We start from the raw sequence: 14,533 nt of genomic DNA on the forward strand, positions 1-14,533 counted from the left end.
ACCACAAAAAAAGAAGTTTCATTTGAACTTCTCTTTATTTTTTATAAGTCTCGTTGTCAGTTGTTTGTGTCTCGTTTCAAATTCTTTTTCGTGACATCCTTGGTAACTCGCATTTAAGATTGCCCCAATAATCATAATTTGGGCAATGAAGGTAAACCAAATCATGACGACGACAACAAAAATGGAACTAAAAAATCGAACATCCATTAAGTGATTTACATAAGTGTCCAAATAAACGGAAAATAAATTTAACAATACCCCAATCGTAAAAACTACAAAAATCGTTCCTGGCAGAACATAGCGGATTTTCCTGATTTTTACATTGGGTAAAAAGTAATAAAGCATCAGTAAAGAAAGAAACAGCAAGGTGTAAATAGTCGGCTGGGTCATTCTTTGCAAACTGGCATATAATTGATCGTCAAACTCCCAAAAGCTATGAAGCAAGCGAAGCGACATTCTCCCAAACATTGTCAGTAAAAGAGACAAAGCAAAGAGAAATTGCAACCCCAAGCTAATGACTAAACTAAATAATCTATGTGATATCAGACCTCTATCTTTTGCAACACCATAAGCTTTATTAAATGCTTTTTGTAAAAATGACATTGATTGTGAAAATGCCCATAGAGCCGAAAGGATGGAAAAACTCAACAAGCCAGAAGAAGGCTGAGTTAGCAAATTTCGGGTAACCTTTGCAACGACTTCATACAGCGATTCAGGCAGAACATCTTCCATTGCTTCCAAAAATTCTGCTATCGGAATTTGAAAATAAGGCAATATATTCACAACAATCAATAGCAACGGAAAAATCGAAATCAGCAAATAATATGCCACCGCAATGCTTGTCAAATCAATCTCTGATGCTTGATAAAATTTAAAAAAGGATTGTAAAAACGGGTTCTGTCCAATCTTAGAAACAAACTTTTTCATCTCGTCTCCTACTAGAATACAGAGCAAAAAGCCCCTTTCCATTCTTATTTTTAATAAGTTCCTTCTTCTCCTTGGCTGGTTAAGATAACAGGACCATCTTTGGTAATCACAAATTGATGTTCGTATTGACAAGAAAGTCCACCGTCCAGCGTTTTGTGAGCCCAACCCGTCTCAAAATCTGTGTCAATCTCCCAAGTACCTGTTGAAATCATCGGCTCAATTGTCAAAACCATGCCTTCACGAAGACGCAATCCGCGTCCAGCGCGTCCGTAATGAGGCACCATTGGCTCTTCGTGCATAGTTGGTCCAACACCGTGTCCTACCAAGTCACGAACAACACCATAGCCATGACTTTCCGCATACTCTTGAATCGCTGCACCAATGTCACCAATTCGATTGCCAACTTGAGCAGCCTCAATTCCACGATAAAGGCATTCTTTTGTCACGTCCATCAGTTGGTGCACTTCTTCACTAGCTTGACCAACTGCATAAGCCCAGCAAGAATCTGCAACACCTCCACGGAAATTTTCTGTATAGTGTTTCATTTGTTCTACGTTGTTGAAATCGAGTTTAGAAACATCTAACTCAGCTTTATCAATTAAGCCAACGACCATATCTACTTTGATTAAGTCACCTTCAACTAATTTTTGGTGGCGTGGAAAAGCATGTGCCACTTCGTCATTCAATGAGCAGCAAGTGGCATAAGGGTAGTCCATGATGCTCCCTTCTACACCAATTTGAAGCGGAAGAGCATTATCTTCCTGACAACGTCTGCGGACGTATTCTTCAATTTCCCACATGTCAATACCTGGCTTAATCAAATCCCTTAAACCGATATGAATACTGGCGAGAAATGCACCGCTTTTTTCCATTAAATCAATTTCACGTTGTGATTTTAAAGTTATCATTCTTTCTCCTTAATATCTGAAGTATTAATTTATTTTTACTGTAATTGTTGCTTTTGCAACCAGTTGAAGTTTTAGGTAAATATCGTAATCCAAAATAGCAGAATGCCGTGTTTGTCGGACAATTCTTGATCGCAGCGTCAAAGTTTCATCAATCTGAACAGCTTGCAAGAAATAAATCATCATCTGCTCAATAATAATATTTTTCTTGCCAGATGTCATGTATTGATGTGTTGCTGTCGTTAAAATCTCTGTTAGAATCCCGTTAGATAAAACACCGTTACTTTCTAACATAAAAGGTTCCACAACAAAAGAAAATTCATTGTTGATATGACGAAGTTTTTGAGAGACTTGGTCACTAAAAGTCGGTAGGCTGGAGATTTGTTCCCGACTCATTTTTTCCATGACATCGCGACGCGTAATGACTCCAAGAAGAGTTTGATTGCTCCGAATGACTGGCACCATTTCAAAGTCTTCTGTAATCATGCGCTGGCTAACATTGGCAATGCTGGTGTTTAAAGTAACGGCATAGATATTTTTTGTCATAACTTTGTCCAAAATAGTGTGAGGAGACTTGTCACCAGTATCACGCATAGTCACCACGCCAACGACCATATTATGCTGATTAACAACAGGAAAACGACTGCTACGGTTTTTCCGAACCAAATCCATAAAATCACGAACGGTATCTGTATCTTTTAAGAAACCATACTCATGACTACCACGATAAACCTGTTCCACGGTTAAAATATCTGTTTTGATCTGCATGTTGGACAGAGCACGATTGATAATCGTTGCAACTGTAAAGGTATCATGTTGGGATCTTAGAACAGGAATGCTTAAGCGGTTCGCCAATTTTAAGACATCATGATTCACATCCAAACCACCTGTCACTAAAACAGCATTTTCATGCTTCAAAGCCAATAACTGAATACGGGTGCGGTCTCCAATAATCAAGAGACCTCCTTCTGTTAAGTAGCGTAAGAGATTCTTTTCGGTCATTGCTCCGATTGAGAATTTACTGAATTCCTTTTCGAGTCCGTCTTGACCAGCTAATACTTCTGATCTCGTAATTTCAGCAATTTCTTTAAATGTTAAGTGCTCCAGCTCTACTTTGGGAGATTTCACGCGAATCGTGCCGCTACGAGGACGTGTTTCTACCAATCCACGATTTTCGGCTTCTTTAATCGCACGATAAGCAGTCCCCTCGCTTACTCCTAAATAATTGGAAATACTGCGTACACTAACACGCTTTCCTACTGGTAATTCTTCCAAATAAGCGATAATTTCTTGATGTTTACTCATGAAAGTCTCCTTTTTCATAGCAAAACTCTAAATAATCCCGCATTTTACGTGTATAACGGTCGCTCCCCTTGAACTGCCGCCTACAAGAAAAGCCTGTCTTCTCGGCAACCCTTTGGCTAGCTTTGTTTTCCAGATGAGTTACAATATAAAGTCGCTTCAAATCAAACTGTGTAAATGCCAAATAAACAATATTTTTGACGCACTCAGTCATCAGACCATGTCCCCAATAATCATGCCGAAGAAAATAACCAAGCTCTGCTTCACCCTTGATTTCGTCTATCTTTTCAAATTTGATAGAACCAATCATTTGCTTAGAAGATTTATCACAAATCGCCCAAATTCCAAGAGGATATTTCATGAAATAATTAGCCAATACATGTTGACTTTCTTGCAAATTAGCCTGTGCAGGAAAAATGAAATGTAGATTTTCAGGATTGGAGGCAATTTTATAAAAATCTTCACTATCCATAAAGGAAAAGGGGCGCAATACTAAATGTTCTGTTTCTATAAAGGCAAATTCTGCCAATTTTGTCCACAAATTCATACCTTACCTCGAAGATAAAGCTCAGCTGGCGTACCAACTGAGCTATCCCACTTCATCATGCCAACACTATTCAAAGTTATTCTTCAACCAGCTGAATATCTGCCCCTAAACTCGTCAACTTTTCAATAATATTTGAATAGCCACGCAAAATAAATTCTACATTTGTAATCTCAGTTTTTCCGTGAGCTAGCAATCCTGCGATTACAAGAGCTGCTCCTGCTCGCAAATCAGTTGCTTTAACCGCTGCACCTTGCAATTGATTAGGCCCTTCATAAACAATATGATTGGTACTCGTTGAAATCTTTCCTGCCATTTTTGCTAACTCAGGGACATGATTTACTCGCTTTTCATAAATCGTATCAATAATTAAGCCACGTCCTTTAGCAGTTAACAAAAGTGGCGTAATAGGCTGTTGCAGGTCTGTAGCAAAGCCTGGATAAGGAGCCGTCTTAATATTGATTGCTTTCAAATTATGCTGCTTTTCGACATACACACTATCTTCAGAAACGGTCATGCGAACTCCCATTTCTTCTAATTTCGCAATAAAGCCTTCTAAGTGTTCATAAAGGACATTGTTGATTTGCACACCTTCACCAATTGCAGCAGCCATTGAGATATAAGTTCCTGCTTCAATTCGATCTGGAATGACTTGATGACGAGTACCATGAAGTTTGTCAACACCTTCAATGACAATAATATCCGTACCAGCTCCTCGAATGTGTGCTCCCATATTATTCAAAAGTGTTGCTACATCAATGATTTCAGGCTCACGAGCCGCATTTTCAATAACAGTACGCCCTTTTGCCCTTACCGCTGCAAGCATGGTATTAATAGTCGCTCCGACACTTACTGTATCCATGTAAATACTAGCTCCATGAAGCCGCTCGCCACCTGTCGAAAGGTTCATGGAATTTCCCTCATAGGTCATAGTAGCCCCCATAGCTTCAAAAGCTTTGATATGCAAATCAATCGGTCGAGGCCCCAAATCACAGCCACCAGGCAAGCCAACTGTTGCTTCGCCATAGCGTCCAAGCAAACTACCATAAAAGTAATAAGAAGCACGCAAGCTATTGATTTTACCATAAGGCATAGGCATATTTTTTATCCCACGAGGATCAATTTTCAGCGTATCGTCTTGACGCTCAACGCTTGCTCCCATAGCTTCCATGATGTCAATCAAACTCACAACATCGGAAATATCTGGCACACAGTCCAATGTCACGATTTCATCGGATAAAATTGTCGCCGGAATTAAAGCGACTACGCTATTTTTAGCACCACTAATAGTCACCTCTCCTTTTAAGGGGCGACCACCATTAATTACAATTTTTTTCATTTTTAGCTCTTTCAAGGAATTTATAATCAAATATACTGCACTTTATTATAACACAGTTTCTGTGAAAATCCTATCCTTTTAAAGAAATCTCTTTTAACTTGTTATTCTTGTTATATAACCGATTACAAAACTCTTTTATTTTGGTGGTATTCTAAAAAGAGCGGGACAAAAATCAATTTTGTCCCGCTCCTCAAAATGATAACTAGATCCGACAATCTAGGGAACTGCTGGAGTTTGCAGATAACACTAATATAATCGGCACAAATAAATACGTTTTAAGTCAGATTGCAACTGCGGCTGATTGTAAAATGCCTCATAAAAAATTTATAAACAAGAGACTTGTATCCTAACTTCTTCTTTATTTTGCAACAACTGCTTTCAAAGCATCTACTTTATCAAGTTTTTCCCACGGCAGGTCAATATCTGTACGTCCCATGTGCCCATAGGCAGCAGTCTGACGGTAAATTGGTCGTTTCAAATCAAGCATTTGAATAATACCCGCTGGACGAAGATCAAAGATTTGTCGAACTGCTTCTTGAATCTTGCTTTCTGAAACTGTACCTGTGCCAAAAGTATCAATGCGGACTGATACTGGATGTGCGACTCCGATAGCATAGGCTAGCTGAACTTCTGTTTTCTTAGCTAATCCTGCTGCAACAATATTCTTGGCAATATAACGCGCTGCATAAGAAGCGGAACGATCGACTTTTGTGGCGTCTTTTCCAGAGAAAGCCCCACCTCCGTGGCGTGCATAACCGCCATATGTATCAACGATAATTTTACGTCCAGTTAAACCAGAATCTCCTTGAGGTCCGCCAATAACAAAGCGACCAGTTGGATTGATGAAAAACTTACTTTTTTCATCTAAATACTCTGCTGGAACCACTTCTTTAATCACCTTTTCAATCACATCTTGATGAATCTGCTCATTGCTTACTTCTGGGTCATGTTGAGTGGAAATAACAACAGTATCCACACGTATAGGTTTGTCGTTTGCATCGTATTCAACCGTTACTTGAGATTTTGCATCCGGACGAAGATAGGAAATTTCTCCAGATTTGCGAAGCTCTGCTAAACGACGGACTAATTTGTGACTGAGAGAAATAGGCAACGGCATTAGTTCAGGTGTTTCATCTACAGCAAAACCAAACATCAGCCCCTGATCACCGGCACCAATCAAATCAAGCGGATCTTGTTCAGCATTTCCACGAATTTCAAGGGCTTCATTTACCCCTTGAGCAATATCTGGTGATTGCTCAACAAGCGACGGATGCACCCCCACCGTTTCTGCTGAAAAACCATATTCAGCTTTTGTATAACCAATCTCTGCAATTGTATCGCGAACTATGCGGTTAATATCCACATAAGCATTTGTGGATATTTCCCCAAAAACATGGACAGAGCCTGTATAGACAGCTGTCTCAGCAGCCACATGAGCTTCTGGATCCTGCTCCAAGATAGCATCTAAAATAGCATCTGAAATTTGGTCTGCAATCTTATCTGGATGTCCTTCAGATACAGATTCAGACGTGAAAAGTTTACGTTCTGACATATTCATGTCCCCCTTTTAATGAAATATTCCCTCCTAAAAATTCTATTATTGCTAGGAAGTTACTTGAAAATCTGTAAACAGACTTACGTTAAAAAGTTACAAAGCACTAGTCTCTATGGTTAATATTTAACCTTTGACTACCTTTTCGGGACTATTTTAACTTCTCTATTGTATCATTTTTTATCCTAATAAACAGAAAATTTTCTAAAAATTATAAGAAATTTAAAATACAATAAGGTTGAAAAACACTTCCAACCTTATGCTTGTTATGATGATTTGCTTCCATAGACAATTTGCCCATCACAGATCGTATAGTGAACAACACCTTTTAATTTTTCACCGATAAATGGTGAATTAGCCGCTTTTGAGGCGAAATCTTCTGTTATCATGCGTTCGGCATTTGCATCAAAAATCGTGAGATCGGCTGGACCATTCTCAGCAAGATAGCCCGCTTCAAAATCATAGAGTTGCGCTGGGTTAATTGTCATTTTTTCCAGCAACTGCATGAGTGTCAAATGACCTGCTTCCACCAAATAAGTCAAACCAAGCGAAAGTGACGTTTCTAGACCTGTCATACCAGACGGTGCTTTGGTGATGTCTTTTGCATTCTTTTCATCAGCGTGATGAGGTGCATGGTCTGTCGCAATGACTGAAATAACTCCAGACTTAAGTCCTTCAATGACAGCTAAACGATCTGATTCCAAACGAAGTGGCGGGTTCATTTTGGCATTGCTACCTTTTAACAACAATAGCTCTTCTGTCTTAGAAAAATGCTGGGGCGCTGCTTCTGCTGTTACGTGAGTGTCCAATCGCTGAGCGAATTCCACGACTTTCACACTTTCTGCTTTTGATAAATGCTGGATATGAATATGAGTATTGGTTGCATGAGCAATCATCACGTCACGCGCAATCATACTATATTCAGCGACCCCAGTCGCACCGCAAAATCCAAAATGTTCTTTGGCAATCTGTTCATTAAATCCAAGGATACCATTGAGTTCTGGATCCTCTTCGTGAAGGCAGATAAATGTACCATTTTTGTCAGCTTCTTCCAAAGCTTCGCGTACCACTTTTGTACTTTTTAATGGAATTCCGTCATCTGAAAAACCAATAGCTCCCGCTTCCAAAAGCGCTTTGAAATCTGTCAAATGCTGTCCATCAAAATTCTTTGTAATGGTCGCGACAGACTTAATATGAATGTTTTCACGATGGGCAGATTCTATTACTTCTTTCAACGTCTCTACTGTTGAAATCGTTGGAGTGGTATTTGCCATCATGACAACCGTTGTAAATCCACCCGCTGCCGCAGCTAAAGCACCCGTATGAATGTCTTCTTTATGCGTCTGACCAGGTTCACGAAAATGAACATGAATATCAATCAGCCCTGGCGCTACCACCAATCCAGTCGCATCAATCACCTGAGTATGTTCTGCCTTCAAATCCTGACCAATTTGAAGAATTTTTTTATCCTGAACTAGGACATCGCAAACCTTATCAAAACCAGATTTTGGATCCATAACGCGACCATTTTTAATTAACAACATGCACTTTTCTCCTTATTCTCCATAAAAATCAACATGACTCTCCACTAATTTATCCCCTTTATAGGAAAATTTAGCCGAGAAGAATGGTTTATCTTCTAAAATCCAAGATAGAAACGTATGATCTCCTTCCCAAGTCGGTTTGGACAAAACTTGTTCATAAGGCACCCATTCTAAAGTACCTTCATCGCAGTCAATCAATTCTCCCTCAAATTCTGTCGCTTTAAATACGTACGTGTACCAATCATTATCAGGTGTAAAATCTGGAAACGTGATAATACCTTTTAATACTGGCTTATTGACTCGCAAGCCTGTTTCTTCTAAGATTTCTCTTACAGCGCACTCCTGCGGCGTTTCACCTTTCTCTAACTTACCCCCAACACCAATCCACTTACCAACATGGACATCATTAGGCTTTTTATTTCGATGTAACAATAAAAATTCTTTGCCGTTGTCAATGTAGCAAATCGTTGCTAATTTAACCATTTTTCTCCTTTCGAAAGTACCACTATATAAAACTACTCACAATAACCAATTTATCGGTTCTATCCCTTGAGACGTTAGAAAGGCATTTGTTTTAGAAAAAGGTTTGCTACCAAAAAATCCACGATGAGCTGAGAGAGGGCTTGGATGAGGAGATTCTAAAATGAGATGTCTAGGATTAGTGATCAAGGCTTTTTTCTTGCGTGCATAAGAGCCCCAGAGTATAAAGACAACAGGTGTATCTTTTTCATTGACAACCTTAATCACAGCATCCGTAAACGGTTCCCAGATTTGACCAGCATGTCCATTTGCTTGCCCAGCAGGAACGGTCAAACTGGCATTCAGCAGCAAGACTCCTTGTCGTGCCCATGGTGTCAAATCATGAGATTCTTTGATGCCTATGTCATCTGCTAACTCTTTCAAAATATTTTGAAGAGAAGGCGGTGCCGGAATATCATCTGGTACTGAAAAGCTCAACCCCTGAGCTTGACGCGGACCATGATAGGGATCTTGCCCCAAAATCACTACTTTTACATCTGCTAAATCCGTCGTCTGAATCGCATTAAAAACTTTTTCACGCGGTGGATAGATTGTCCCTGATGAATAAACTTGATTTAAAAAGTAATTGATTTTACCAAAATAGCCGTCAGGCAACTGCTGCTTAATCAAACTATGCCAAGCTGAATGTCCCATTGTTTCTCCTGTTCTGTATCGTTATTTTTCTTCCTCTGGATAAGCCATGCCCCACTCTTTTCGCAAATCCGTCATGATTTTCATGACATCACAGCTGTAATCCAAATGCATCTCATTTTTGTCACCAGCTACTGCTGCTTCCATATCAAGAACTTCATACATTAAAGCTTCGCTCGTCTTTCCTGTTTCAATGATTTCTTGATGCCCATCTTCAGTATAAGTAATAACCGCCTTTTGCCCTCTAGGATATTCATACATTTCAATGTAGCCCTTATCATAAGCAATTGTTCCACGCTTGGGCTGTTTAGCATGAAGACTCAAGGTCAAAGTCGCCATTTCTCCTTGGGCATTCGTTAGAAGAATCCCTGCTTGCTCGTCAACGCCTGTTGGTGCAAATTTTACTTGCGAAAGGACTTGATGAGGGCTAGATGTCATAAACCACCGAACAAATGACAAGGCATACACGCCAATATCTAACAGTGCACCGCCTGCAAGCTGACGATTAAAGAAACGATTGGTCATATCGTATTCTTTGTAACTACCAAAGTTCATTTGAATCATTTTTAAATCACCCAATTGACCACTAAAAATGATGTTGTTCAATTGTCGATAGATTGGCATGTGGTAAATCGTCATCGCTTCTGCCAAAACGACGTGTTCTTGCTCGGCTAATAAAACCGCTTCTTCCAATTCTTCTGAATTGAGCGTAATGGACTTCTCGCATAGAACATGTTTTCCGTTTTTTAATGCTTTTCGTAAAAAATCAATATGCGTATTATGTGGCGTGGAAATGTAAATAATATCCACATTTTCGTCCTTAAATACGTCATCAATCTGATCATAAACTTTTTCAATACCGTATTTTTGTGCAAAGTCCAAGCCTTTCTGATGTGTTCGGTTAGCAACAGAATAGAGCTTTCCACCTAGCTGCTGCAAAGCCTGTGCCAATTCATTAGCAATCACACCTGTACCTAAAGTTGCCCAATTATAGCGTACCTTATTTTCCATGGTCATTCTCCTATCTACATAATTATCTTTATCATACCAAATTTTCCTTCATTTAGCTGACTTTTTGTGTAGAAATCAATTGCTTTAGTGAAAGAAAAGTAGTACTTCTTTTCAACGTTTAAACCAATCTTTTTTTACATTCAAAAGAAATCTAACATAACTCTCTACAGGCGACATACATTATCTCAAATAATATAAAAAGATTCACCTGTGTTATAATGAAGACAGAAAGGAAGTTTATTATGTGGTCTTGGTTTATTGTATTTTTACTTTTGATTATTGCTTTATTTTACTTTTCAAATATCATAATAAAAACTATTATCGGATTTGGATTATTTATTTTTGCGATTGCTATCATTTGCCTTATCATTGATTTTCACAATGATCCAAATAAAGACTAAAAATTGGCTTAAATAGGTCATTTTTCTAATGGGATAAATAAGATGCAAGATTGGCTTATTCAGGAGTAAATCCTAAAAATGTTATTAAAAAAAATCGTCATTTCTAAAAAACACCCCAATACATTATTGGAGCATTTCTAGTTTAGTTATCTTCAGAGATAGCTGAGTCCAACTCTTTCTCATCTGATTGAACAACTTGTTCTGGAGTTTCAGTGGTAATCGCAGATTCTTGTTGAGGTTGAGTTGGTGTTATTTCAGGTTCAACTGCTTGTTCTTGTGGTTGAGTAAATTGTTGTGCTTGAACAGATTGTTGCTGAGGTTGTGCTTGTTGCGTTGTAAATTGTCCTTGGTAAACCATAGGTTGTACTTTAGTTGGCATACAAAGTAGGACAATTAAAGCGATAGAACATGGTAACATAGCAACGGCAGCCAAAATATTTAAAATTGGAACCCACATCAAAAGTATAGGACCTGCATATAAAAAGATAAATGCCCAATGATAGCCAGCATCCCGCAAACGACGCACAATAATCGCCAAATTTGGGATTAAAGTTGCTATCCCAAATAAACTCAATAAAACAAAGACGAAAAGTGTAGAACCTAATCCAGCTATAAAGACGCTTGGATCAAAACCACTCCCTCCTTCATAGTAAGCTGCTTGTTGAATAGCACTGAAAATCGCTGTCATAATCGCTCCAAAAGCTATTATCACAAATGGAAGGGTAATTAAAGCATTGCATAAAACAGACCACCAATAGTCAGATCTAGTTGATTTTCCTTCAAAATCAGCATAGTGAGTCCAAAATTTTTTATAAGCGGTAAACATCATAAATCTCCTAATTTTTAAATTTTTAATAGAATACCATACTTTTCCTAATAAATCAACGGAAATTAATTTTTAGAGAACAATTACTTGACCATCTCTAATCGCCAGTTTGTCCACCCTGAAAATTTAACTGCCCCTTGTTCATCTGTCCGATAGACTTTAGCAGGCAATTGTGCAAATCGCTCTATTATATCTTGACTTGGTTGCTTAGATTGATTATTTTTCCCGACAGAAATGAGCGCAACCGTTGGTTCTATTTGTTGCAAAAATTTTGAACTTGATGAGTCCTTGGCTCCATGCTGTCCGACTTTCAAAACATCTGTTTTCAACTTTGGATAATGCTGCATTAACTTTGCTTCGCCCTCTTCTTTCAAGTCGCTCGCAAATAAAAATCTTGTACGGAAAAACTGACCATATAAAACGATTGAATGGTCGTTCTTGCTAGCACCCGAAAGAACTTGCAAATGATGATCAAAAATAGGAAGTTTGTCGCCTTGTTTTACAACATGAATGAATGTGTTTATTTTCCTTAATTTCTCTAGAAAATCTGCATTGCTTAGACTACTTCTAGAAATATAAATTTTCTTTATTGCAAATTTTTTAGCAACTTCTAATACATCTCCTGCATAATCTGGATTAGGATTTGTTAAGACTAAAGCATCAATCGTATCTATGCCACGACTTTTTAAGTAAGGAATCAAAGTTTTCTCTGCATTTGAGCTAGTCGCTCGTTTTTGCCAAGCTTCTTTTGTTCTAATTTCCTCACGTCCACCAACATCAATCAGTACATTTCGTCCTTTCCAGTCTCTCAGAAAAATACTATCTCCCTGCCCAACATCAACCATTGTGATCTCATTTTGCAAAGGAAATTTATTTATGAAAAAGAGCAATGAAAGAAACAGACTAAGAAATATTACCCATTTTTTATTTTTTCTAATATCATACAAAATAGCCAGTACAAGTAGCATAACAATCAGCAAAAGCGGACTGGGTTGCCCAAAAACGATTGGTCTGCCAAAGACACTTGCTATCCAACGAATGCTATTTTCTAACCCTTCAAATAGAAAATTGACCTGAGTTAGCTTTATCAAAGGCGAAAAAAGAAAAATCAACGTCAATCCTGGCAACATCATTGCATCGAAAATCAGTGAAAAAACAAATGTCAACAAAATAGACCAAGGTTGAAATTCACCAAAGTAAAAGATTAGAATCGGTAAAACACCAAGCGAAATGACACTACTCTCTACAACAATCTTTCGCCAAGAAGTCAGACTTTCAAAATCTATCACACTAATAACAAAAGCATAGGCACAAGAGAGAACTCCTCCTGCCGTTAAAAGAAAGGAAGGCATAATCAAGGACAATATCATCATCGTTAAAGCAAAATTATCTAACTTAGTGATACCATGTTGCGACAGTAATTTCTGAACTAAGCTCCGTACAACGGATACTGAAAATCCAGTCATTCCCGCATAGAAGAAAGAAAATGGATATTGGCATTTATGGACCATTTCCTGTGTAAGACCCAGCCTTAACAGCAACTTACGAAAACCCTCCATAAAAAAGCCAACTTGCATGCCAGACAGCGCAAATAAATGAATAATCCCCAAGCTAGAGTAAAGATTGTTCATTTCATCGAAGTCTGTATCCAAGGCACCAAATAAGAGTCCTGTCATGTAATTACTCATCGGATTTGGAAAATGCTTCTTGATAAATACTAGAGCTTTTCTTCGCCAGCTAGAAAGCCACTCACAAGGGTGCAAGCTGATTCGATCTTGGCTCGATAAAATGGTATCCACTTTTAAAATTCGATAAATCCCTTGCGTTTTTAAATAGGATTGGTAATCAAAACCAGCAAAATTACGCTTCTTCTCAGGGATTTCAAATTCCCCTTCAACGGTCAATATAACCAGACTAGAGAGATTTTGAAAAGCCAACTGTTCTTCCTTTGATTTCAATTTGTAGTAAACTTGATAAGTCTGCCCATTTGTTTTACCACGGAAAGAAAGTGAATCTCCATTTACCTTAATCGTGTCAGGTAGAACTGCTACTTGTCTTACGGGAGAAGGTTCTACTTTCGTCTTCTGCTCTACCATTTCCCTACGAACAAAGAAAAAACCAGCAAAACAAGAGAGGATCATGAAGGTCATGAAATATTCTTTCGGTGAATAAAAGCGAAAAAGACGAATCACCAGAAAGATAAAACCAAGACAAGCTAACCAACTACTTTGGTAGATTGCAAAATATAACCAGACAAGCAAAAAAGCTATGTAAATTGGCTTAATCGGAAATCTTTTAATCCACTGTGACATATTCTTTCAATTTTTCTAGTGTTTTGGCACCAACTCCTGATACATTTTTCAGGTCATCAACTGAATTAAATTTCCCGTTTGCCTCACGATAATCTAAAATATCTTGCGCACGTTTTTGACCGATGCCAGAAATGGTCTGCAACTCAGATAAATCAGCTGTATTTAGATTGACCTTATTCCCTTTTTGCGATGCGACTTCACTAGTTCCTGACGTTGAAGATTGTCCTGTTCCGCTTGCAACACTTGTCGCATTCTCACCCACAGTTGCCACATAAACAACAGCTTCATCTGTTAGTTTTTGCGCCAAATTGATAGACTTGCTGTCAGCATCTGTCGTTAAACCACCCGCTTTTTGAATTGCATCATTGATACGGCTAGTCTTTTTCAGTTGATAAATACCTGGATTTTTGACTGCACCCTTGACATCTACGGTTAAAAATTCTGATTCTTCACTTGAACTCGTTTGAGTCTCTGCTTTTTCTTTCTGTGAGTTTTTCTTCGTTCCAGTTGAAATTTCTTTTGATTCTGCCTCCGAACTCGTAACTGTTTCCTGTGCAAGCTCTGCTACATTTGATTGTCTACTAGATTGACCATTTATCATAAAAAATCCTGCTATTATCAAACCAATCAAACTTAAACCAATCAAAATTTTATACTCTTTCATCTTTTCAATGATTGTCTCTAACATCTTTCCTCCTAA

The 14,533-nt window shown here is 38.3% G+C and carries 13 protein-coding genes; all 13 read right to left on the reverse strand.

Translation table 11 applies throughout. From position 1 onward, the window contains the following. Positions 1-18 precede the first annotated feature (18 nt). Complete coding sequence (locus RG565_RS02390) at positions 19-927, reverse strand: YihY/virulence factor BrkB family protein (protein WP_003042389.1); 909 nt, start codon at positions 925-927, stop codon at positions 19-21. Between the two features lie 50 nt (positions 928-977). Next, positions 978-1,835 carry a methionyl aminopeptidase gene (locus tag RG565_RS02395; protein WP_247936627.1) on the reverse strand — a complete coding sequence of 286 codons (858 nt, stop codon included), beginning with the start codon at positions 1,833-1,835 and terminating at the stop codon, positions 978-980. A gap of 24 nt (positions 1,836-1,859) precedes the next feature. Continuing rightward, entirely contained in the window at positions 1,860-3,137 is a 1,278-nt protein-coding gene (spxR, locus tag RG565_RS02400) for a CBS-HotDog domain-containing transcription factor SpxR (RefSeq protein WP_247936628.1), read from the reverse strand. Next, on the reverse strand, positions 3,130-3,681 hold the full coding sequence (locus RG565_RS02405; RefSeq protein ID WP_247936629.1) for a GNAT family N-acetyltransferase: 552 nt from the start codon (positions 3,679-3,681) through the stop codon (positions 3,130-3,132). The genes spxR and RG565_RS02405 overlap by 8 nt, the downstream gene beginning before the upstream one ends. A 76-nt stretch (positions 3,682-3,757) precedes the next feature. Next, positions 3,758-5,017, reverse strand: a complete 1,260-nt coding sequence (locus RG565_RS02410) for a UDP-N-acetylglucosamine 1-carboxyvinyltransferase (RefSeq protein WP_247936630.1) — start codon at positions 5,015-5,017, stop codon at positions 3,758-3,760. A 358-nt stretch (positions 5,018-5,375) separates the two neighbouring features. Beyond that, positions 5,376-6,569 (reverse strand): methionine adenosyltransferase, encoded by a 1,194-nt coding sequence (metK, locus tag RG565_RS02415; RefSeq protein WP_022525427.1) that lies wholly within the window; start codon positions 6,567-6,569, stop codon positions 5,376-5,378. A 266-nt stretch (positions 6,570-6,835) separates the two neighbouring features. Then, positions 6,836-8,113 carry a dihydroorotase gene (locus tag RG565_RS02420; protein WP_070497022.1) on the reverse strand — a complete coding sequence of 426 codons (1,278 nt, stop codon included), beginning with the start codon at positions 8,111-8,113 and terminating at the stop codon, positions 6,836-6,838. A 12-nt stretch (positions 8,114-8,125) separates the two neighbouring features. Beyond that, positions 8,126-8,596: an 8-oxo-dGTP diphosphatase gene (locus RG565_RS02425; RefSeq protein ID WP_247936631.1), complete on the reverse strand. Its 471-nt coding sequence runs from the start codon at positions 8,594-8,596 to the stop codon at positions 8,126-8,128. Between the two features lie 36 nt (positions 8,597-8,632). Beyond that, positions 8,633-9,286 (reverse strand): uracil-DNA glycosylase, encoded by a 654-nt coding sequence (locus RG565_RS02430; protein WP_003029851.1) that lies wholly within the window; start codon positions 9,284-9,286, stop codon positions 8,633-8,635. A gap of 21 nt (positions 9,287-9,307) precedes the next feature. Beyond that, positions 9,308-10,294: a Gfo/Idh/MocA family protein gene (locus RG565_RS02435; protein ID WP_247905603.1), complete on the reverse strand. Its 987-nt coding sequence runs from the start codon at positions 10,292-10,294 to the stop codon at positions 9,308-9,310. Between the two features lie 543 nt (positions 10,295-10,837). Next, a complete protein-coding gene (locus RG565_RS02440) occupies positions 10,838-11,524 on the reverse strand; it encodes a DUF805 domain-containing protein (RefSeq protein WP_224785099.1) in 687 nt (228 codons plus the stop codon). A gap of 80 nt (positions 11,525-11,604) precedes the next feature. Further along, positions 11,605-13,833 (reverse strand): DNA internalization-related competence protein ComEC/Rec2, encoded by a 2,229-nt coding sequence (locus RG565_RS02445; RefSeq protein WP_247936632.1) that lies wholly within the window; start codon positions 13,831-13,833, stop codon positions 11,605-11,607. Next, positions 13,817-14,521 carry a helix-hairpin-helix domain-containing protein gene (locus tag RG565_RS02450; RefSeq protein ID WP_247936633.1) on the reverse strand — a complete coding sequence of 235 codons (705 nt, stop codon included), beginning with the start codon at positions 14,519-14,521 and terminating at the stop codon, positions 13,817-13,819. The genes RG565_RS02445 and RG565_RS02450 overlap by 17 nt, the downstream gene beginning before the upstream one ends. Positions 14,522-14,533 lie beyond the last annotated feature (12 nt).

The sequence above is a fragment of the Streptococcus sp. IsoGale021 genome (assembly GCF_031142795.1).
In the GTDB taxonomy this organism is placed as follows: Bacteria; Bacillota; Bacilli; order Lactobacillales; family Streptococcaceae; genus Streptococcus; species Streptococcus hominis.